The following is a 21221-nucleotide window of genomic DNA, read 5'->3' as shown; positions in this document are numbered from 1 at the left end:
GGCCTACAGCGTGCAGACCTGCAGCTCGCTCACGTTGCCCCAGCCGGTGTTCCACCGGGTGGCGCGGAAGCGCACGTAGCGCACGGTCTCGGGGAGGAAGAACAGGCCCTGCTTGCGCCAGTTGGTGGCATCGGTGTGCCGGAGGTTGCCCAGCGGCATCCAGGTGCCGGTCGTCGAGCGGCCCTCGAGCACGCTCTCGGCGTCGTCACCGATGTTCGCGTCCCAGTTCCAGGCCACCAGGGCGTAGGCGACGGGGTACTCCTGCCCGAGGTCCACCTCGAGCCACGCACCGGTGGACATGCCCGCGCCCCAGTACGTGTTGAAGAGGCCATCCACCGCCAGGGAGGGATACTCGCTGGACCAGGAGCTGGAGGCGGTCACCGGCTTGCCGAGCGCCAGGTTGGTGCCGCACGTCTGGCAGGAGCCAATGACCTTCAGGTCATCCAGGTAGCCCCAGCGGTTGTTCCAGTTCAACCCCTGGAAGAGCACGTAGCGGGCCGAGAACGGCTTGAGGATGGTCTGCGGATCCCCACTCGTCTCGGTGTCGTGGGTGAGGGTCTCCAGCGTCTGGTAGGTGAGCCCATCGGTGCTGTACTTGATGACGCTCGAGGCGGTGGTGCCCACCTGGCCGCTGATGTCCCAGCCCCACTTCACGTCCACCTGCTCGATGTTGAGCGGCTGGCCCAGGTCCACCTGCACCCAACCGTCGTTGGCCCGATCGGACTCCCAACTCGTGGTGGGGTCGCCGTCGACGGCCAGCTCTGCCGTGGTGCCATTCGAGGAGCCCGAGGTCGTCACCCGCCGCTTGAGGGCCTGGTCCTCGCCGCACTGGCTGCACGGGAAGAAGAGCTGGAGATCATTCACGAAACCCGTGGCCCCATTCCACTGGGTGCCTCGCATGCGCACGTAGCGCACGGCCGCCCGCGGGAAGATGGGCCTGAACAACCGGGTGCCGATGGTGGAGGACGGCTGGGAGAAATCCGCGAGCTGCTTCCAGACGACTCCGTCCGTACTGCCCTCGAGGACGCTCGAGGCCGAGGTTCCGAAACGGGTGTCCCAGCCCCAGATGGCGGCCGCACGGCCGATCAGCGTCTGCCTGCCCAGGTCCACCTGCACCCAGGAGCCCGTCGACGCGCTGGAGGTCCACCGCGTGTTCACGTCACCGTCGAACGCCTTGTCCGGCGTATCCGAACCCCCCGAGCCGCTGGAGCTCGCGGGCTTGCCGCGCGCCTCGTCCGGTCCGCAGCCGAGCACGGTGGCACGGCAGTAGAAGGTGACGGCGGCGGAGTCCGCCAGGCCGATCCACTTCGTCGCCGAGCCGATGCCGGCGACCGGGCCCCAGGGCGAGCCCCAATTGGTGGTGCGTTCGACCGCTGCCGGCCAGGCGTCATCCTTGAAATCCACCGTCTCCCAGCCCGGGGTGTACGTGGAGGTGCAGCGCCAGGACAGCCGCTCCGTGGACAGCACCAGACGCCCATCCACCTTGATATCGGCCAGCAGGCCCGACCACGTGCTGCCCACCCCACGCTCCACCCTCACGGCGACCACATCCCCCGCGTTCACCTGCGCGGAGTACGTCCCGGCCTCCAGCCAACGTGCATCCCTGCCGACCAGGGCCCCGTCGACGTACAGCTCGTAGGAGCCATTGGCCGCGAGGGTGAGGGTGTCTCCCCACCCCACCGACTCCACGCCGAGCCCCTGCTCCACCTGCGCCAGGGGCGTCCGCGCCCCGCCCGCCCCCTCCTCCACCGCGCCACAACCCGCCATCAGCCCCGCGCCCAACATCAGGGTTCCCACACTGCTCCACGACCGTTTCATTGCGTTTCCCCCTCTGGGTGTCGCGCTCCCCGGCAACGCCGTGGAGCCGCTTCACCCGCCAGACAGGGGCCCCCTCCGGATGTCGCACGCGCCCGATTTCTTTTTCCCGGCCCTCGTCAGGTCACACACTCACCCACACGACTTCCGGACGCTCGGGGAGTGACGGCCGCAGAGGGCTCTCCCAACCTCTGGTAGATGAGACATGTCGCCAGCGCTCGGACGCTGCGCGGGAGGTTCATCCATCGTGGGCAGCGCCGGCATGTCCATCCTCAGGCTCACCTTCCTCGGCACCTCGGCCGCACAGCCGACGCTGCACCGCAACCTGTCCGGGTTGGCGGTAAAGGCGGACGCGGACCTGCTGCTCTTCGACTGTGGCGAGGGCAGTCAGCGGCAGATGGTGCGCTTTGGCACCGGCTTCACCGTGGATGCCGTCTTCTTCACCCACTTCCACGCGGACCACTACCTGGGAATCATCGGCTTCCTGCGCACGCTGGGGATGATGGGACGCGACACGCCGGTGCTGCTCTACGGACCTCCTCCGGCGCGGCGGCTGCTCCACCAGGCGGTGCACCTGGGCGTGGAGACGCTGTCCTTCCCCGTGGAGTTCCACGAGCTGCGCGACGGCGACAAGGTGGAGCGGCGCGGCTACTCGGTCACCGCCGTGGGCGTGGACCACCGCATCAACGCGCTCGGCTACGTGCTGCAGGAGGACGAGCGCCCCGGCAAGTTCAACCTGGACAAGGCCAAGGCGATGGGGATTCCGTCGGGGCCCGTCTACGGCCAGCTCCAGCGGGGCGAGACGGTGACGCTCCCGGACGGCCGCACCATCCGCCCCGACGAGGTAGTGGGAGACCCGAGGCCCGGACGGCGGCTGGTCATCTCCGGCGACACCCGGCCCTGCCCGTCCCTGGTGCGCGCCTCACGCGACGCGGACCTGCTCATCCACGAGGCCACCTTCTCTGACGACGAGCAGACGCGCGCCCAGGAGACGCGGCACTCGACGGCGCGCGAGGCGGCCCAGGTGGCGCGCGAGGCGGGCGCCAAACGCCTCATCCTCACGCACCTCTCCAGCCGCCATGACACGGACCCCTCGCGGCTGCTCACCCAGGCCCGCGAGGAGTTCAAGGGGCCACTCGAGGTCGCCTACGACGGGCTCACCGTGGAGCTGCCCCTGCGCGACTGAGCGCGAGCGCTACTTGATGGTCTTCTGGGCCTCGTCCCGCAGCGCCTTGGCACCCTCGGGGTCCACGCGCTGCAGCAGCTCCCACTCCATCTCCATGTCCCGCTGCAGATTGGTGGTGTCCGTGCCGAGCTCCCGGCGCTGGCCGGTCTGCGCGTCCACCGGGCCCTGGCCGGCCTCGGTGCGGTTCTGCCGGAAGATCTCCACCGCGCACATGGCCGGCGTGGGCTGCTTGCCGCGCACCAGGTAGCGCACGTAGTTGGTGCCCAGCGACGAGGGCGCCCCCACCGGGTGCCAGTCGGTGCTGATCTCGAACCCGCCGGGGGACTCGCGCAGCGGCAGGTCCTTCTCCTTCAGCAGCATCCGCACCTGGGGCCACACCTCGGCGATGGGCTTGCGGTACACGTACTGGCTCGCCTTGTCCTGGATGTAGGCCTCGCGGCGGCTGGCGGCACATCCGACGGCAAGCGTCGCGATGGCGAGCACCACCAGCGACAGGGACCACGGCGAACGGCTCGACGACTTCATTGGGCACTCCCCTCGAAAATGAGTGACGGGGAATTTGAAGCACGAGCGTCCCTTTGCGCCAAATCATCCTTCCCAGGGATGTAGGCCTTGCAGCAAATCTGGAACCCGGCGGTTCGTCTGGAACACATCCCCCGGATCGCCCGCGGTGCAGAAGCGGCCCTTCAGCGGTGGGCCGGTCAGAAAAGGCGTACTGTTCGATAGCTGACGTTCCCCCGCCCGCTCCATGCCGCTCCCCCGCTCGCCCACCTCCCTGTCCCGCTCGACGCTGCTCAAGATGGGCGTGCGCATCGCCGGGGTCGTCGCCCTGGCCACGCTCTTCAGCTACCTCCACCTGCTGCACACCGTACGCACCGAGGACCTCGAGCGGCTGGAGCGGCACGTGGGGGAGCGCAGCCAGCGCGAGCAGCTCCTCTTCGTCCTGGCGCAGGACAACCACGCCGCGCTCAAGAAGGCCCTGGAGGAACGGCTCCGTGCCATGGGCCAGGAGGACGTGAGCGCGCGCTTCGACGGCCTCGTCACGCGGATGCCCGACGGCACCCTGCGCAGCCGCGTCGAGGGCTTCGACGGCACGAAGATGCCGGGAATCATCGTCAACCGGAACCGGACGGTCGACGCGGCCCTGCGCCGGCGCATCCTGGCCGCATATGACGTGGTGGCCTGGTTCGGGCCCGCCCTGCACACGCGCTTCACGAACACCTACGTCGTGCTGCCCGAAGAGGTCATCATCGTCTACTGGCCGGAGCGGCCCAACTGGTGCCACGACCTGGGCAACACCATCGCGTTCCGCGGCGGCGACACGCACACGCCCGAGAACAATCCCACGCGGCGCTCCATCTGGAGCGGCATCTACGCGGACCAGGTCACCCAGAAGTGGATGGTGTCGGTCTCCACGCCGCTGGACATGGACGGCCAGTACATCGCGCGGATCGGCCATGACGTGCTGCTCGAGGAGTTGATGGCCCGCACCATCAGCGACCACCTGCCCGGCACGTACAACATGATCTTCCGCGACGATGGAAGCGTCATCGCCCATCCCGAGCTCACCCGCGAGGGCGCCACCGGCGTCTACGACATCCTGGGTGACGCCCCCCAGGACGGCGTCACCGGGGAGCAACGGCACCACCTGCGGAGCATCTTCGAGCGGGTGCGCACCCGCGCGCCGGACGACGGAGTGGTGGAGCTCCCGGAGTTCGACGAGTACCTCGGCGTGGCACGGCTCGAGGGCCCCGGCTGGAACTTCGTCACGGTGCTGCCCGAACGCGTGGTGTCCGAGCCGGCGTTGCGCGCGGCGCGGCAGGTGCTGCTGCTCGGCACGCTCGCGCTGTTCCTGGAGCTGGTCATCATGTCCTGGGTGCTCCGGCAGCAGATAACCCGCCCGCTGCTGAGCTTCACCCAGGCTGCGGATCGGGTGGCCGCCGGAGACTTCCAGGTCGAGCTGGACACCTCGCGCGAGGACGAGCTGGGCCAGCTGGCCCGGGCCATCCGGCTGATGGCGGACAAGGTCCAGCACCGCGAGGAGGCCCTGCGCCATGCCAACGAGAGCCTGGAGCACCGGGTCGAGGAGCGCACCCACGAGCTGCAGGACGTCCACCGGCAGCTCGTGCAGACGGCCCGGCGCGCGGGCATGGCGGAGATCGCCACCAACGTGCTGCACAACGTGGGCAACGTGCTCACCAGCGTCCATACCTCGGCCCAGCTCGCCAAGGAGCGCATGAGCCGGATGCGGCTGGAGCAGGTGAGCCGGGTCGCGGACATGCTCGAGCAGAACCTGTCCAACCTCAGCGCCTTCCTCACGCGGGACGAGCGCGGCCAGCACGTGACGCCATTCCTGGGCAAGCTGGGACAGAGCCTGCAGGAGGAGCGGCAGGAGCTCCTCTCGCTGCTCGACGACGTGAGCCGGTACACCGAGCACATCGGCGACATCGTGAAGGTGCAGCAGACCTATGCCAGGACGCCCCGCCTGCACGAGGCCGTGCACCTGGAGGAGTTGGTGGAGGACTCGCTGCGCATCAACTCGGCCGGGCTGCTGCGCCACCGGGTGAAGGTGGAGCGGAACCTGGCGCCACTGCCGCCCGTGCTGACGGACAAGCACAAGGTGTTGATGATCCTCGTCAACCTGGTGAGCAACGCCCGTAACGCCCTGGACACCGTCCCCGAGGACGCGCGGCGGCTGTCCTTGAGGATGGAGTGCACCAGCGCCCAGCACATCCGCATCGAGGTGCGCGACAACGGCGTGGGCATCGCGCCGGAGCTGCTCACCCGCATCTTCCAGTACGGCTTCACTACCCGCGACGATGGGCATGGCTTCGGCCTGCACTCCAGTGCCCTGGCGGCCCAGGAGCTGGGCGGGTCCATCGAGGTCCACAGCGAGGGACCGGGGCAAGGGGCCTCGTTCACGCTGGTGCTCCCCTACCTCCAGGGCGAGGAGGCGGCATGAACGGCCCCGCGCTCCGGCCGGGCGGGCGTCAGGAGCACGGACTCCTCGGGTAGACTGGCCCCACCATGAGGGATGGGCCCATCCGCCGCGTCATCAAACGGCTCGCGCTGATCCGCTACACCATCGACCTGTCCCTCACGCGCCTGCTGCTGCGCGCCCGGGGCGAGCCGCGCTACCGGCTGACCGGCTCCTGCACTGGCTGCGGCCGCTGCTGCGAGACGCCTGTCATCGCCGTGAGCAGGCCCGTGTTCCTGCTGCGCTCCCTGCGCTGGCTCACACTCACGTGGCACCGGCTCGTCAATGGCTTCGAGTACACAGGCGAGGACCGCCGCAACAGGCTCTTCGTCTTCCGCTGCACCCACTACGACCCCGTGACGAAGCAGTGCGACTCGTACGACAGCCGTCCGGGGATGTGCAGGGATTACCCGCGCAACCTCGTCTACTCGGCGCTGCCGGAGTTCCTCCCCGAGTGCGGCTACTCGGCCGTGTACAAGAAGGGCGAGCAGCTCCGGCAGGCGCTCCTCGAGGCCAACCTCCCGCCGGAGAAGTACGAGGAGCTGGTGCGCAAGCTGCACCTGAAGGAGTGAGTCCGGGGCTCCGTCACGCCGGGGGTTGCGGACCCTCGCCGTGTGGCTCCGCCCCCGTGGGCCGCCTCGCCTTCCGCTCCTCCTGGGAACGCCTCGCGAGGAAGTGCTCGACGAGGAGCGGCGCCACCTTCTCCGGCGCCTCCAGCGGCACGAAGTGGCCTTCCTCGGGCAGGTAGCGCACGGTGGGGAGCTGCTCGAGGTATGGCTCCAACCCCTGCGTGAGGGACTTGCGCAACGCGATGTCCTTCTCGCCCCAGATGACCAGCAGGGGCGCGCGGATGCGGGGGTAGTTCCTCGCCTCGCGCAGACCGCGCGGAGTCAGGGTGTGACGGAACATCTGGCGGTAGTAGGCGAGGGCCGCGCGCGCCGCCTCGGGCCGCGAGAAGTTCGCCTCGTACTCCGCCAGCCGGCCCGGTGGCACGCGCGACGGGTCCACCATCGCCCTCCGGAGCATGCGCGGCACCAGGGCACCGCCCCACGCGGAGAGCAGGCGCTCGGGCAGGTACGGAATCTGGAAGAGGAAGATGTACCAGGAGCGCACGAGCTGCGCGGGCTTCCAGAGCTCCTTCACCATCACCGCCGGGTGCGGTGCATTGACGATGGCCAGACGGTCCACCACCTCCGGGTAGCGAGCGGCCACGTGGAAGGCGATGAGCCCGCCCCAGTCATGGCCCACCAGGTACACGGGCCGCTCCGGCTGGAGGTGGCGCGCGAGCTGGACGACATCGTTGGCCAGCGTCTCGAGGTCGTACCCCTGCTCGGGCCGGTCGGTGCCGCCATAGCCGCGCAGGTCCGGCGCCACGGCGTGGAAGCCCGCTTTGGCCAGCCGGGGCAACACCTCGCGCCAGCTCTCGGACAGCTCGGGGAAACCATGGAGCAGGAGCACCAGCGGTCCATCGGCGGGGCCGGCCTCCAGCGCCTGCACACGCAGGCCGGGCAACGGAATACAACGGGGGGTGACGGAGTCCATGGAGACAAACTGAGGACCGCCCCTCTCATCGGGGAAGCGGCCCCGGGGCAGGACGTCCGGCGCCATACACGTCAGGTGCTGAATTCCCTGCCCCACTGCTCCGAGATGGACATGATGGAGGACTTCGATGATTCCCATCAGCGACGACAACCCCACACTCCGCACGCCGATCGTCACCTACTTGTTGCTCGGTGCCATCGGCGCCACCTGGGTCTTCGTGCAGGGCGCCGGACTCAATGTCCTGGCCCTCGTCTCCAGCATCTGCCACTACGGGCTCGTCCCGGGTGAGCTCACCGGACAAGCCCCGGTGGGACTGGAGGTGCCGCTCTCGGACGACCTGTCGTGCGTGGTCGACCGAAACCCCATCAACCTCTTCACGCCCCTCACCTCCATGTTCCTCCACGGGAGCTGGAGCCACATCCTCGGCAACTGCCTCTTCTTCTGGGTCTTCGGCAACAACGTCGAGGACAGCATGGGCCGGCTGCGCTTCATCGTCTTCTACATCGTCTGCGGCCTGGCGGCCGCGGCGGCACAGGTGCTGGTGGACCCCGCCTCGCCCGTCCCCATGGTGGGAGCCTCGGGCGCCATCTCCGGAATCATGGGGGCCTACCTCCTGCTCTACCCGCGCGTGCGGGTGAACATGCTCTTCATCTTCATCATCATCATCCGCATCATCCCCCTGCCCGCCTGGCTGGTGCTGCTCTACTGGTTCGGCCTCCAGGTCGTCGCCGGCCTGCCCCAGCTCGACCCGCTCAACGCCAAGGTCAGCAGCGGCGTGGCCGTCTGGGCCCACGTGGGCGGCTTCGTCGCGGGGCTCGTGCTGGTGAAGCTCTTCGAGAACCCGAACCTCACCTCGCGGCGCACCACGTACCGGCACCGGTACCACCCGGACCACCCGTGAACCCGCCCCGTCCACGTGTCGGGGGCATGCGGTTTGCTGGAGGACAGCGCAGGGCTTCGAACCGCGGCCCGGGGGACTCGGTTTCCCTCGCAAGCCGCTCGTGAGGGTGTGGCACCATGCATTGGGGGAGCAGTTTCCGGTCTTGCATTCCGCGGCACCTGGCGGTGGCCCTGGCCCTGCTGTCCCTGCTGCTGTTGGACTCACCGCGGCCCGCGTTCGCGCAGTCCGAGACAGCCCCGTGGGTGCCGCCCCCTCCCCAGAGCCTCACGCTGCGGGTGCCTCCCCTCCAGAGCGTCAACGAGACGGAGGTGCTGCGCGTCACGGTGCAGGTGGAGGGCGCACACGGCAACCTCCGCGTCTTCGCGGACGGACTGCCGCCGGGCGCTCGCTGGGATGAGCCCTCTCGCACGCTCACCTTCCAGCCCGACTTCATCCAGGGCGGGTGGCGCCACGAGGTGACGTTCACCGCCCGGGACGACCGCACCACGGCGCAGGCGCGGATGACGATCGCCGTGCGCGACACCGTGCGCCCGCCCGAGCCGCGCATCGTCCAGCGGGAGGAGCTGCCCGGCGGCCTGCGCCTGACGCTGGAGCAGCCCACGGACGAGTGGCTGGACAGCCCCGGTTACGCCGGACGCACCTTCCCCGCCGTGGTGACGGTGCCGCTCGCCGCGTCTGCTGGCTACCCCATGCCGGTGACGGTGCGCCTGCACGGCGTGGGCAACTGGCCACCCTCGGCCCAGGTGAGCACGGACCGCTTCATCATCGAGCCGAGCGACCCGCACCTCACCTACTGGTGGGGCTACTCCGAGAGCCTGCCCCGGAGGCCGGCCCTGGCCGGCGCCGTGCCGCCGTACACCGCGCGCCGGGTGCTGGCGCTGCTGGAGTGGGTGCTGCGCAGCTACCCCGGGGCGGACCCCGAGCGCGTCTTCGTGGAGGGGGACTCCATGGGCGGCGCGGGCGCACTGACGCTCGGCCTGCTGGACGCGCGGCACTTCGCGGGCGTGTTCGCCCAGCACGCGCAACCGGTGGCGAGGGCCCACCGTCCCTGGCGGCTGGCGCAGCTCTCCTCCCTGTGGGGCATGCCCGAGGAGGAGGTGCCGGACGCGGACGGCCTGGGCGTCTGGAGCCGCCTGGACATGACGCGCGCCCTGCGCGACGAGCCCGGGGCCCGCTCGCAGTTCCTCTTCCTGGAGCACGGCAAGGACGACCCCGTCATCCACTTCGGCTCCGTGGTGGGGCCCAGCACCCTCACCGGCGTCTCCTTCTACGAGACGCTGCAGTCCCAGCACATCGGCCACGTCGCCGTCTGGGACGAGGGCGGACATGTGGAGACAGACCCGTGGCTGGGCGCGCGCTGGTGGGTCCGCGGCTGGAACGCGCGCCTGGACACGCAAACCTTCCTGCGCAGGGACCTGGCCTTCCCGGCCTTCAGCCGCTCCTCGTGGGACGGCAACCCGGGCAGCGGCGGCAACGGGCGGCAGCCCTGGCGCAACGACTCCGGCTACGCGGGAGACCCGAAGGTGCCCGGCGACACCGGCTGGGATGGGGACGTGGCGGGACTGCTCAACCGCTCGCTGCGCTGGGACTCGAGTCACCTGGTGGATACGACCGGGCGCTTCGTGATGCCGCTGCGCGCGGTGCTCGGCCCCGGCGTCACCGACTCGCCCGTGGTGGACGTGACGCCCCGCCGGGTGCAGCGCTTCCTCTGTCTGCCCGGCGAGCGCATCCGCTGGCGCTTTGGCAAGGCCAGCGGCACCGTCACCGCCGGCTCGGACGGCAGCGTCACCGTGCCCCGCCTCCACCTGGGTGGGGACTGGACGCCCCTGGTGCTCGAGCGCGAGCACGGCTGAGCCCCCCCCCACGACGTCCCCGGCGTAACGAGACTCGCCCCATCGACTTGACTACAACAGTAGTCACCGCTACCTTGCTTCGTGACGACACTTGTAGTCACGCAGGTGAGGAACATGAAGAAGCCGGTGGGAGACCAGGAGCTGGTGGTGCTGCGCTGGGTGGCAGAGCACGGACCCGTCACCGTGGGCGAGGTGGCGGAGAAGTTCGGTGAGCCGCAAGGGCTGGCACGCTCCACCGTACTCACGGTGATGGAGCGGCTGCGCAGCAAGGGACACCTCACCCGGCACAAGGTGGAGGGCGTCTACCAGTACAGCTCGAGCGTGCCGCTGGCGGAGCTGCTGCGCGGCGTGGTGGGGGACTTCGTGAACAAGTCCCTCGCGGGTTCGCTGTCGCCCTTCGCCACGTGGTTGTCCCAGGCCGACACCGTCAGCGACGAGGAGCTACGCGAGCTGGAGGAGGCCGTCGCCCGGCTCAAGTCGAAGAAGGAGGGGGAGGAATGAGCACCACCCTGGAGATGCACGCGGTGATGGAGCACGGGCTCGGAGTCCTGCGGACGCTCTGGCAGGTAACGTGGCAGGGTGCGCTCTGCGCGCTGGCGGTGTGGGCACTCACGCGCGCGGTGCCGAGGCTGCCCGCGTCCGTGCGCACCACGTTGTGGTGGCTGGTGGGCCTCAAGTGACTGGTGGGCCTGTGCGCGCCCGGCTCGGTGCGCCTGCCGCTCCTGCCCGCCCCCGAGGCGCCCGTGGCCGCCGTGAAGGCAGAGGCGTCGGCGCCAGCTCCGGCCCAAGGGCTCGCGCTCCCCGTGGCAGGGACGCGTGGTGGCGAAGCCACCTCCGTCTCCGTACCGCCCAAGCCGGTGCACCCCGGGACGAGCACGGACTGGACCCCCCTGGTGCTGGGGGTGCTGCTCGTGTGGCTCGGCGGCGTCATGTGGCAGGCGCGGGAGCTGCTCCGAGGGCTCGTGCAGCTGCGCCACATCCGGCGCGAGGCCCGGCCCCTGGAAGACGCCTCGCTCCACCAGGCCGCGGCGACGCTCGCGCGGGAGCTGGGCCTCTCGCGAGTCCCCCAGCTGCTCGTCTCCGAGCGGGCCCCGAGTCCCCTGGCGCTCGGCATGCTGCGCCCCGAGGTCATCCTGCCGCGCAAGGCGCTGGAGACGCTGTCCCCGCTGGAGCAGCGCATGGCGCTCGCACACGAGCTCGCCCACGTGCGGCGCGGGGACCTGTGGCTCGGCTGGGTGCCGGCGCTCGCGCGCACGGTGTTCTTCTTCCACCCGCTCGTGCGGCGGGCGTGCCGCGAGTACGCCCTCGCCCGGGAGGAGGCCTGCGATGCCGCCGCGCTCCAGGCCACCGGTGCCGCGCCCCGCGAGTACGGGCGGCTCCTGCTCATCTTTGGTGTCGCCCGCGCTCCGGCTGCCGCGGCGGCTCCAGGTGCATCGTCACACCTCGCAGCCCTGAAACGGAGAATCGCCATGCTGGAACACGCCGATACCGAGTCGAAGCAGCACCATCGCTGGGCACGCTGGACCCTGGGAGGGCTCGCCCTCGTGGCACTCGTGCCCTTCCAGGTGGTGGCCCGCGAGACGCCCGTCCCCGCCCAGGCGCCGGCCCTGGCCACCCGGCCCACGGGGCCCGTGGAGCCGTTGCAGCCCACCCTGGCCGTGCCCGGGAAGCTCTCGGTGGGCCCGGCCCGCGTGGCCGTCGCCGCTCCTCCGGCGCTCCCGGCGAAGCCTTCCGTTCCCGCTCCCGTTCCCGTGGCCGCGGCCGCGGTCCCGGCGAAGCCGCCCGCTCCTCCGGCCGCGCCCGAGGTGCGGCATATGGACTCGGATGACGACGACGACAACGAGCTCTCCTACGTCCTCATCCGGTCCCCCGACAGCGCGACGATGTCCGGCTCGACGCGGGACCTGAGGGTGGCGCGCTCCCTGGCGGGCGATGGAAAGCAGCCCCTGCTCTACGTGCGCCGGGATGACCAGGAGTACGTCATCCGGGATGCGGCGACGCTGAAGATCATCGAGGACACCGTGAATGTCACCAGGGAGCTCGGCAAGAAGCAGGGGGAGCTCGGCCAGAAGCAGGCGGAGATCGGCCAGAAGCAGGCGGAGATCGGCATGAAGCAGGCCGAGGTCGGCTCGAAGCAGGCCGCCGTCGGCGCGAAGCAGGCTGCCGTCGGCGCGAGGCTGGGAGAGCTGGCACGCAGGCACGCGGAGCTCAACCTCGCCCAGGCCCGCCAGGAGCAGAAGGACGGCAAGGAGTCCCCGGAGCTCGAGCGCCAGGAGAAGGAGCTGGAGCGCGAGCAGGACGCGCTCGAGCGGGAGATGGACGAGTACAGCCGGCAGATGGATGCGTTCAGCCGCGAGATGGAGCCGCTCAGCGACGAGATGGAGAAGCTCGGCGAGCCCATGGAGGAGTACGGCCGGCAGATGGAGGAGTTCGGCCGGCAGATGGAGAAGCAGAGCCACGAGGCCAACAAGAAGGTGCAGTCCCTGCTGGAGGACGCCATCCACAAGGGGCTGGCCGAGCCGGTGAAGCACTGACGTCCCTCCACGCGGTTCCCAGGCGCGCGTGAGTGCGCCAGAGTGCAGCGCCACCGACCCCGGCTTCCGGGGCAGTCCGAAAGGTGTGCGATGCACGGTATGCGGTCTCTTCTAGGCGCGGTGCTCCTCGTCGTGTGCGCGGCCGGTTGTGCCCGGCGTGCTCCAGAGGCGCAGCAGACCTCTTCTTCCACCACCACCGTGTATGTCTCGCGGCGCGTGCGGACGCTCGATGCGGAGCGGCCGATCGCCGAAGCGCTCTCCGTGCGCGCGGGGAAGGTGCTCGCGGTGGGCACCCGGGCCGAGGTGCTCGCCGCGGCGGGAGCGGACGCGAGGGTGGTGGACCTGGGAGACGCGACGGTGGTGCCTGGCCTCACCGACGCGCACGGGCACCTGGCGGGGCTCGGCCAGAGCCTCGCCGCGGTGCGGCTGGAGGACACGGCCTCGCGTGACGAGGTGATTGCCCGCGTGGCCGCCGCTCCCGCCACAGCCTGGCAGGGGGACTGGCTGATCGGCCGGGGGTGGGATCAGAACGACTGGCCGGAGAAGAGCTTCCCCGGCCGGGCCGAGCTGGACGCGAAGCTGCCGAAGACGCCCGTGGTGCTCGAGCGCATCGACGGTCACGCGCTGTGGGTGAACGGCGAGGCGCTCCGGCGCGCGAAGATTACAAAGGAGACGAAGGATCCATCGGGAGGCCGCATCCTGCGCGGTGCGGACGGTGAGCCCACGGGCGTGCTCGTGGACAACGCGATGGACCTGGTGCTCGCGGTGGTACCACCGGCCACGGACGCGCAGGTGGAGGGCCGGCTCACCGCGGCGTTCGCGCGCTGCGCGGAGGTGGGGCTGACGGGGGTGCACGACGCGGGCATGGACCTGCGTACCTACCGGCTGCTGCAGCGCTGGGACAAGGAGGGCAAGCTGCCGCTGCGCGTCTACGCGATGGCCGAGGGCCAGGGCGCGGACCGGGAGACGTTCCTGCGCGAGGGCCCCTACCAGGGCCGGATGCTGACGATGCGCTCGGTGAAGCTGATTGTGGACGGAGCGCTGGGAAGCCGGGGCGCGGCGCTGCACGCGCCCTACAGCGACGAGCCGTCCCACCGGGGACTGCTGCTGCTGACGCCCGAGGAGTACGAGGCGCGGGTGAAGGCCTTCATGTCGCGCGGCTTCCAGGTGGCCACGCACGCGATTGGAGACCGGGCGAACACGCTGGTGTTGAACACGCTGCTGCGCGAGTCCGAGGCCACGGGGACGCGCCATCTGCGGCACCGGGTGGAGCACGCGCAGGTGATGAGGCTGGAGGACATCCAGCGGCTGGGACAGAACGGCTTCGTGGCGAGCATGCAGCCCACACACGCCACGAGCGACATGCCGTGGGCGGAGGCGCGCGTGGGCCCCGAGCGCATCCAGGGCGCGTACGCATGGCGGAAGCTGAAGGAGGCCGGAGCGACGCTGGCGTTCGGCAGCGACTTCCCGGTGGAGCGGCCGGACGTGTTGCTGGGGCTGTACGCGGCGCGCACGAGGCAGGACGCGCAGGGCCAGCCCGCGAGCGGGTGGTACCCCTCGCAGCGGATGAGTGGCGAGGAGGCGCTGGAGGGCTTCACGGTGGGAGCGGCCCATGCCGCATTCGCGGAGAATGACCGGGGGCGGCTGAAGCCGGGGATGGATGCGGACTTCGTGGCGCTCTCGGTGGACCCGGTGGAAGCGCCCGCGGCGGAACTGCTCAAGGCCCAGGTGAAGCTCACCGTGGTGGCGGGCGCCGAGGTCTACCGGGCGCAATAGCACACAGAGGCGCAGCCGGCCCCCGCCTCATACCCGTCGCCCGCCCATGGCGGTAACATGCGCGCTCTCTCAGGGGTCTTCCGTATTCGATGTCTATGACTCGGAGGTGCGCATGGCCGTGGCGAAGGGCCTCCTCTCCGGGGACGAGGCTGAGGCCCTGCACGCGGAGGCAGGACCCTCCTGCGGCTCCTGCTTTCGTAGGCCTCGAACCACCCGAGCAGCCAGGGGCTTCACGGAAGCCCGTGGGAGTCTATCAGTAGCGTGTTCCCTGAGCTGCTAAAGTATGCGGGACTGCTCTCCGACGTCCTTACCCTCTTTCTGCGCGCGGTGTTCGCCCTGCAGTCTTGTCGTGGAGCTGCGCCACGGCGGGTCTCTTCGTTCGCGTCCTGACAGGTACGATGCTGGGTTCCTGGCCGGAAACTGGTGGTGTCAGGGGACGGTGCTACGTCCCTTTACAGGCGGTGCGCGGTGCATCGCCTGCTGGAAGCAAACTAGCACTGAACTTCTGTTGGATACTGAGGAGTAGACATGAGCGACAGTGAGACCATGCCTGATCACGGAACAAAAGCTGAAGATCTAGTAGAGAAAATTTGTCGCACCGTTTCCTTGGCAGACTTCACGGTTCGAAACCCAAAATTCTCAAAAGAGTCCGGACTTGAAAAAGAGGCTGCCGACATCCTCGTTCCTTTTGGGAATACGCTGCTGGTGTTTCAAGTCAAATCCAGAAAAGGCAGACCCAGTGACAATCCGAACCACATCAAGCGCGCGGAGAAGAGAGTCTCGGAAGGTATCGACCAGCTAAAAACCATCAAGCGCGCCCTGGCCGAAAACCGATTGCCAACACTACTTAACGCTGCAGGAATCGAGATTCCACTAAACCCACGCGAAGTCAGTGAAGTCATCGGCATTGTTGTACTTGATCTTCCCGACGAGGCGAGCCTTCCACCAAAAGAACGCACCCACATCTTCAATGGTTTTGAGAAGCGTCATGGAATCCCGGCACACATCATCAGAGCCGAAGACTTGCTGGCTTTGTCTTCCGAGATTGACACGCTGCCGGACCTCATACGGTACCTGCGTTTGCGCGAGTTGATTCTTTCGCGAAAAAACCTTTCACCCCTGCTCAACGAGTTGGACTTCTTGGCAGTCTACAAGACCCAGCCGGAGATCATGGACAAAGCCAAGCGCGAAGAACTTGACATGCTGCTAATTGATGAGGGGCTCTGGGAGCATTATCAAAAAGAAAACCAAGAAGAAATCAAGCATCGAAGCCAACTCAATGCAAACAGCAGATTGATTGACCGCATCATCGAGTGGATCCATAAATCCATCGGGTTCGATCCGGCCGGGACAGGCGTGCCGAGCGACAACGGTGTCAAGAGCTATGCGCGTCTCGCACTTGAGCTTTCGTCGCTCAATAGGCTCCAACGCCGGATGGTTGGTGACAAACTGCTCGAAAAACTGCGAAAGGCCGACAGAACTGGCCAAGGCTACTCCGTCGTTCGCGTCAGCGATGATTTTGGAGTCTTGGTGTTGGCGAGCAACATCAAGGAAAGGAGGGAACGCGCAAAGTGGCTGGAGATTCTTTCATGCGTGGCCTATTGCGACCTTGAACTCAGAAAGCTTGTCGGTATTGCAACAGAGCCGTTTTCGGAAAAGTACAGATCCTACGATTTTTTTCTTATCGACAAGCCATTTGAGAGTAAGATTGCGGCTGCGCTGCGTGAGAAGGCACGGGAACTCTTCGGCCCCAAGCAACCCAAGAGTTTGACTGAATACAAAGGCTACGACTGAAAACTCGCTGAACCAGGGATGGCTCTCAATCTAAGTTCGAGTTTCGCAGTTTCGGGCGGTCGGGATGAGCGAGCGGAGGGTGAGCTGGTGGGTTGCGTAGCCCCCACTCCCGGTGGCGCCTTCTAGCTCGCCCCGGCTCGCCCCGAAGAGGGTGATCGGGTCGAGGGCCGGCGCGGTGGTGTACAGGTTTGCTCTTGGCCGTTTCCGCCGTTTCCGGCTCCGTGCCCGTTTAGAGCGCACCATCACTCCGTCTCCGGCCCCCGCCACTTCGACCCGGACGGGCGGTTTTCCCGCATCCGGCTCACCGCGGAGGCGTCCTCCGCCGGGGTTATGCTTCCGTCCGCCTGGCCGCCGACTTTCGGAGCCCCGTGCCTCTACTCCGCCGCAGCCAGCCGGGAGCGGATTTCGCCCGGCGTTCTATCTTCGCTCCAGGCTCCTGCGGACTGACGGTGGGTTTTATCATCCCACTCCCGCCTCGCCTCTTGCTCCGAATGCCTCCGGCAGGGCCCCTTCGCTCCACGGGCATTACCCCGCTTCACAGCTACTACGGACCCATCTGTCAGGCTCTCGCCTTCGCCACACTTCGCATCCTCGGCTCGCGCGGCTACCTTGCTTCCACGGGCTTTCTCCGCGGGGCGAGGAGCCCTTCCCTGTTTCCATCCATGGCCTTGTTCACGTGCCGCCGCCCTCTACCCCGCCGGGTGGTCCCCCCAAGGTCGTCTTCGGGGAGTTCCTGCTGCCTTCGCCGTCTTTGAGTCGGCTCGGCACCCGGAGTTCACGAGTCACGAGGCCTCTTCCGGGCGTTCATTCCTCGTTGCGGCCCGCTCACTCGCTCACCCCGCTTTCCGGGGCTTTGTCGGTGGGCTTCACCCCAGGGGTCTCCCCTGCCGGTGCCACCCGAGCTATGCGGCTCGACCTTCTCCCGCTTCGGGACTTTCACCCTATGGGTCCATGGACAGCCTCCAGGCATCACTCAAAGAACTCGAGCGACGCGCTCTGGCACAACACGCGGAGGGAAGGAGAAAGGCGGAAAGGGAGCGGTGCTCCGCGGGAGCGGTGTCAAAGGACCCGAACGAAGGCATGCATGTGGGCGACCTCGTCGCTTCGACCGCGATGTCAATCAAGAAAACGCCGGGCCCACTTCATGGCTTCTTCCTGGGTGAAGCCCTCGACACGGAACCTGGGGTCATTGAAAGGCTTGTCGAGCCAGGGCTCCAGCGCGTGGCCGAACTCGCGGTAGGAGGGGAGAGCGTCGCTTCGAGTGAGATCGCCCGCTTCGGGCCAGACCCCCAACGTTACGAGAGCCCGCGCCTCGTCGATAGCCTGTACGGTTGTTTCTGGTGAGTGCAGGCGGGAACGCAGTGTGGACACGCCGCCCAGCTCCTGAAGGACGGGAAGGCCCAGGAAGTTGAGCCAGTGTACCCCGTCCACTCGCGTGCCCATCCAGTCCGGAATGGAGCCGTGGTTGAGACTGATCCCCGGGTAACGAAGCAGCTCGGTGCGGATTCGCGCCGTGAAGAACGCGTCCCCCACGAGGGAGTCGAAACTCAGCCCCGCATGGCCACTGGCGAAGTGCAGGCCCGAAGCCATGTCGAGCATCAACTCCCTCACCGCAGCGGGTCCGCGTTCCTCGAGGTACCCGGTTGGCAGCATTCCCTCGAGGTAGCTCACGTCGTAGTCGGAAGGTCTCCGGTCGCGGGACGGAATTCGGGCCGAGTAGGTGAGTTTGAAGCCCGCGAGCCTGTCGTTCCCGTTGCCCAGGTGAATCCACGTCTCGTTGCCACTTTTCTCCATCTCGCGGAGACGGTACGGGTCGGCACAATCCTCGGCGTAGCGGAAGGGACGGTCGGGTCGCAGCAATTGGCGGATGCGCTTCCATCGCTCGGCGGTAAGGGGGCCGTAACTGGAGGTGCCGATGACGCAGGCGTTGAAGGTGTCGGGTCCTTCGCCAACAGCGTTCATGTAGCAGTCGAAGGCGTGGGACACTCCGGCGGCAAGATCCGGGTGGTCATGCGGCATGTAGAAGGCGAAATGAATGACCTCCCTCGCCAGGAGGCGCTCTCCCGTCTCCTTCTCGGGCGGGTAGACACCACGGGGACGAATCCGGGGATAGTGCTGCGTCATAGGGTTTCGGGCCTGCTGAGTCCGAGGCTGGGCGTGACGACGGCTGGTAGGCAATCCTCGTTGCCGAGTTTCTTGTATTTGAGCAGCTGAGCCTTGGTGTTCGGGTCTTCGAGGGGATCGCGACGGTCAGCGATATCGCAAGGAAACTTGAAGTCGTAGATGCACTGAATCCGGGTGGCGTTACGGGTGAAGTGGAGGACCACGTCCGGTTTCTGTGAGCCAAGCCACCTGTCGGTCAGCAGGAGTTCTTTCGTTATCTCATCCTTGCGATAGCGCGGCTCGATGGCGAAGTTGTTGGGAAACTCCGCAGCCAGGCGCTCCTGCACACAGATGAATGCCGCTGCATGTTTGAGATTGCCAAGGTGCTGCTTCCAGGTGTCAGCCGTCCTGTTCTTGACGTCGGGCTCTTTGTCGCACTCGGATTCGGGCAGCGACTTCCCTTTGCCGAAGAGCTCCTCGTTGACCTTGAAGTTGGCCTCGCTGGCGCATTCCTCCAGGATTGCCTCGGCCTTCTTTCGTTGGGCCTCGTCGAGGAACTTCATGACGTTGAGGAGGCCGTGGAGGGTTTCAGCGACTTCGACCACCTTCTCGAACACCTGGCCCGCCCGAGTGGCCGCTGGCGCGAGAATTTCCCCGGTGCTCGGGGCAGTGGGGGCCGCGCAGGCTGCCCCACACGACTGGTTGAAGTGCGTCGGAGTTCCGCTGTACGTCCCGGCAAACCCGGCTTGGATGGATGAGACGGGAGGTGCGCTGGAGATGGTAGTGCAGGACGGGCAGGTGAGCGCGGCCACCAGAATGGCGAAGAGGAATCGGGGATGAGTCAACGGGATTGACCGCGGACGGGAGTTGACTGGTTCCATGGCGCGATGGGCGATGCTGCGAGTCAAGCATGTTACCAGCCCGGGGATACAGCCCACAGGTTTTGGGGTAACCACTCACTGGGTTGATGCGCCCGGATGGGCATGAGCAGCACCAACTTCCGGCCTGAGCGGGTGATCGCTTACCCTGAAAGATGTGAGGCGAGGGGCCGTGACCCGGTGTGGCGGTCACGGCCCCTGAACATCGGGCGGAGCCCTAATAGTATTGGCTCTCCCTGCCCAGCAGCCCCTGCTCCCCCAAGCAGGTGCGGAGGAGGCAAGCGTGGCGCCCCAGGCAGTGGTCAGCAAGGAGCCGATGAGGGAGAGGACGCCTCGAGTAGACTTTCGCCGAGTTCCTCAGGAGGACGTTCGACTTCGACGTGTTCGTCTGCGTGAGGTGTGGAGGCAGGCGACGAGTCTTGGCGTACGTGACGGCACCCGTCGGGGTGCGCGCCATTTTGAAGCACCTGGAGTTGCCCACGCGGCCTGCGCAGTTGGCTGCAGCGCAGGGACCACCCCTGCCGCCCCCCTCGTGGGGGCCGCCTGGGCCGGCGTGTGCCCCAAGAGGGCTGCACGGCTTCTCCACCTGTCCGGCGCACAGCACAGGCGGCCCCCGTCTGCGGCCCTCCTCGGCCCCTCTGCACCAGCCCCCACCGCCGGACCTCCACCTCCGCCGAGGTCCACTCCGGAGAGAACACCGCCTGAGGAACTCCCGCCTCATAGAGGGCGAGGAAGCTGGCGATGAACTCCCGGCTCCGGTGGGCTCGGAGCACGGCGATCCCCGCGGGCAGGTCCGCGAGGCGCTGTTTGCGGGCCTCGACGTCGTGCCGCAACGCTCCGAGTCTGTCCGGGTAAAGGTGTGCGCGGTGCTCATGGCTCGGGCCGGGGAACAGGGGCAGGTCCGCGAGCGACCGTGGGTGCCTGCCGGGTTCGGCAGACAGCGTACCGAGGAAGACTGTCACGCCCGCCGCGACGCCCTCAGCTGCAACCCTCCATGTAATCGACTGGCGGCACCAGGCCCACGCGCCACCCGGTGACCGTACCCTTCAAGTCGGTCTCGAACAGCAGCACGCCTTTGCCGCCGGCAGCATCCTCGATGCGCAGGTTGTAGGCGCCATCGAGGTACGGGCGATTGACCAGCTTGATGCGTCCGGCATAGAGCTTCTGGATCTCGCGAGTAGACATGCCGACCTTGCCGCCGCCGGGCGCGGTGTCCGTCTTGTTGCCGACGTCGTAGCGGACGAACTTGCCGTTCTCGATCATGAACGAGAGGCCGACCTTGGACCAGCCGGCCCCCGGGTCCAGGTAGAAGCACGAGTCTGATGATTTGGGATCGCGCTTGAGCCCGCTGCCCCAGGCCTTCTTCACCTCGGCGGCGCTCATGCCGAAGCGCAGGTCACGATAACCGTCGAACCGCGCCACCGTCTCGGCAGGGTTCGGCGCAGCAGGCTCGGGCGCTGCGGGCACCGGCGCGGCTGGCTCGGGTGTGGCAGGCGCAGGCACAGAGGAGGGCGGCGCGGACTCGGCGACGGCCGGCGCGGGCTCGGCCGGCGCGGGCTCGGGAGCAGGCGGCGTGGGCGCGGGCGTCGCGGGCGCGGACGGCACGGCCTGCGCGGACTGAGCCGTCGACTGCGACGCGGTGGCATTACTCTGAGCTGGGTTGGAAGAGGGAGCGTGCTGGCACGCGCTCATCCACAGCGAGGTGCAGGCGACGGCCAGAGAGACTCGGAGTGATGCCACGGTCATGTTGAAGCTCCCGGATGAGTGGTGGCCGCAGGGTAGCCCGCTGGCTCATCCAGGAGGAGCGATAGTTGGCTCCTTGCTCATAGCAGGATCTCCCGCCCGTGGCGGTAGCCGGGTGG

16 protein-coding genes are annotated in these 21221 nt (G+C 67.9%); 10 read left to right on the top strand and 6 right to left on the bottom strand.

Annotated features, from left to right (window positions below):
- Positions 1-3: 3 nt before the first annotated feature.
- Complete coding sequence (locus tag DAT35_RS31835; RefSeq protein ID WP_146209972.1) at positions 4-1818, bottom strand: discoidin domain-containing protein; 1815 nt, start codon at positions 1816-1818, stop codon at positions 4-6.
- A 259-nt stretch (positions 1819-2077) separates the two neighbouring features.
- Between DAT35_RS31835 and rnz the strand changes: the two genes are divergently transcribed.
- On the top strand, positions 2078-3001 hold the full coding sequence (gene rnz, locus DAT35_RS31830) for a ribonuclease Z (protein ID WP_108072191.1): 924 nt from the start codon (positions 2078-2080) through the stop codon (positions 2999-3001).
- Positions 3002-3010: 9 nt separating this feature from the next.
- Here the strand turns inward: rnz and DAT35_RS31825 are convergent, their stop codons facing one another.
- Entirely contained in the window at positions 3011-3526 is a 516-nt protein-coding gene (locus tag DAT35_RS31825; protein WP_108072017.1) for a hypothetical protein, read from the bottom strand.
- Positions 3527-3749: 223 nt separating this feature from the next.
- Between DAT35_RS31825 and DAT35_RS31820 the strand changes: the two genes are divergently transcribed.
- Together DAT35_RS31820 and DAT35_RS31815 are read left to right on the top strand one after the other, a co-directional pair.
- A complete protein-coding gene (locus DAT35_RS31820) occupies positions 3750-5963 on the top strand; it encodes an ATP-binding protein (RefSeq protein WP_233261840.1) in 2214 nt (737 codons plus the stop codon).
- A gap of 65 nt (positions 5964-6028) precedes the next feature.
- Positions 6029-6550 carry a YkgJ family cysteine cluster protein gene (locus tag DAT35_RS31815; RefSeq protein ID WP_108072015.1) on the top strand — a complete coding sequence of 174 codons (522 nt, stop codon included), beginning with the start codon at positions 6029-6031 and terminating at the stop codon, positions 6548-6550.
- A 13-nt stretch (positions 6551-6563) separates the two neighbouring features.
- Here the strand turns inward: DAT35_RS31815 and DAT35_RS31810 are convergent, their stop codons facing one another.
- On the bottom strand, positions 6564-7520 hold the full coding sequence (locus DAT35_RS31810) for an alpha/beta fold hydrolase (RefSeq protein ID WP_108072186.1): 957 nt from the start codon (positions 7518-7520) through the stop codon (positions 6564-6566).
- A gap of 127 nt (positions 7521-7647) precedes the next feature.
- Between DAT35_RS31810 and DAT35_RS31805 the strand changes: the two genes are divergently transcribed.
- From DAT35_RS31805 to DAT35_RS58360, 7 genes are all read left to right on the top strand, one after another.
- A complete protein-coding gene (locus tag DAT35_RS31805) occupies positions 7648-8421 on the top strand; it encodes a rhomboid family intramembrane serine protease (protein ID WP_108072013.1) in 774 nt (257 codons plus the stop codon).
- A gap of 116 nt (positions 8422-8537) precedes the next feature.
- A complete protein-coding gene (locus tag DAT35_RS31800) occupies positions 8538-10274 on the top strand; it encodes a hypothetical protein (RefSeq protein WP_158501976.1) in 1737 nt (578 codons plus the stop codon).
- A 114-nt stretch (positions 10275-10388) separates the two neighbouring features.
- Entirely contained in the window at positions 10389-10775 is a 387-nt protein-coding gene (locus tag DAT35_RS31795; RefSeq protein WP_108072009.1) for a BlaI/MecI/CopY family transcriptional regulator, read from the top strand.
- Entirely contained in the window at positions 10772-10954 is a 183-nt protein-coding gene (locus tag DAT35_RS31790; RefSeq protein ID WP_108072007.1) for a hypothetical protein, read from the top strand. The genes DAT35_RS31795 and DAT35_RS31790 overlap by 4 nt, the downstream gene beginning before the upstream one ends.
- 3 nt (positions 10955-10957) lie before the next feature.
- Positions 10958-12808: a M56 family metallopeptidase gene (locus tag DAT35_RS31785; protein WP_108072006.1), complete on the top strand. Its 1851-nt coding sequence runs from the start codon at positions 10958-10960 to the stop codon at positions 12806-12808.
- Positions 12809-12898: 90 nt separating this feature from the next.
- Positions 12899-14584 (top strand): amidohydrolase, encoded by a 1686-nt coding sequence (locus DAT35_RS31780; protein ID WP_108072003.1) that lies wholly within the window; start codon positions 12899-12901, stop codon positions 14582-14584.
- 528 nt (positions 14585-15112) lie between these two features.
- On the top strand, positions 15113-16378 hold the full coding sequence (locus tag DAT35_RS58360; protein ID WP_146209971.1) for a hypothetical protein: 1266 nt from the start codon (positions 15113-15115) through the stop codon (positions 16376-16378).
- Between the two features lie 1116 nt (positions 16379-17494).
- On the opposite strand, the gene DAT35_RS31770 is transcribed toward DAT35_RS58360, so the two are convergent.
- The 3 genes from DAT35_RS31770 to DAT35_RS31755 form a co-directional block, all read right to left on the bottom strand.
- Positions 17495-18502 carry a type VI immunity family protein gene (locus DAT35_RS31770; RefSeq protein ID WP_233261839.1) on the bottom strand — a complete coding sequence of 336 codons (1008 nt, stop codon included), beginning with the start codon at positions 18500-18502 and terminating at the stop codon, positions 17495-17497.
- Positions 18499-19098: a hypothetical protein gene (locus DAT35_RS31765; protein WP_108071999.1), complete on the bottom strand. Its 600-nt coding sequence runs from the start codon at positions 19096-19098 to the stop codon at positions 18499-18501. Before DAT35_RS31765 ends, DAT35_RS31770 begins: the two co-directional genes overlap by 4 nt.
- 1239 nt (positions 19099-20337) lie before the next feature.
- Positions 20338-21105, bottom strand: coding sequence for a hypothetical protein (locus DAT35_RS31755; protein ID WP_199243056.1), 768 nt, complete (start codon positions 21103-21105; stop codon positions 20338-20340).
- Between the last annotated feature and the right edge of the window lie 116 nt (positions 21106-21221).

It is taken from the genome of Vitiosangium sp. GDMCC 1.1324 (genome assembly GCF_003044305.1).
GTDB lineage: Bacteria > Myxococcota > Myxococcia > Myxococcales > Myxococcaceae > Archangium.
This window is presented reverse-complemented; position numbering and strand designations above follow the sequence as displayed.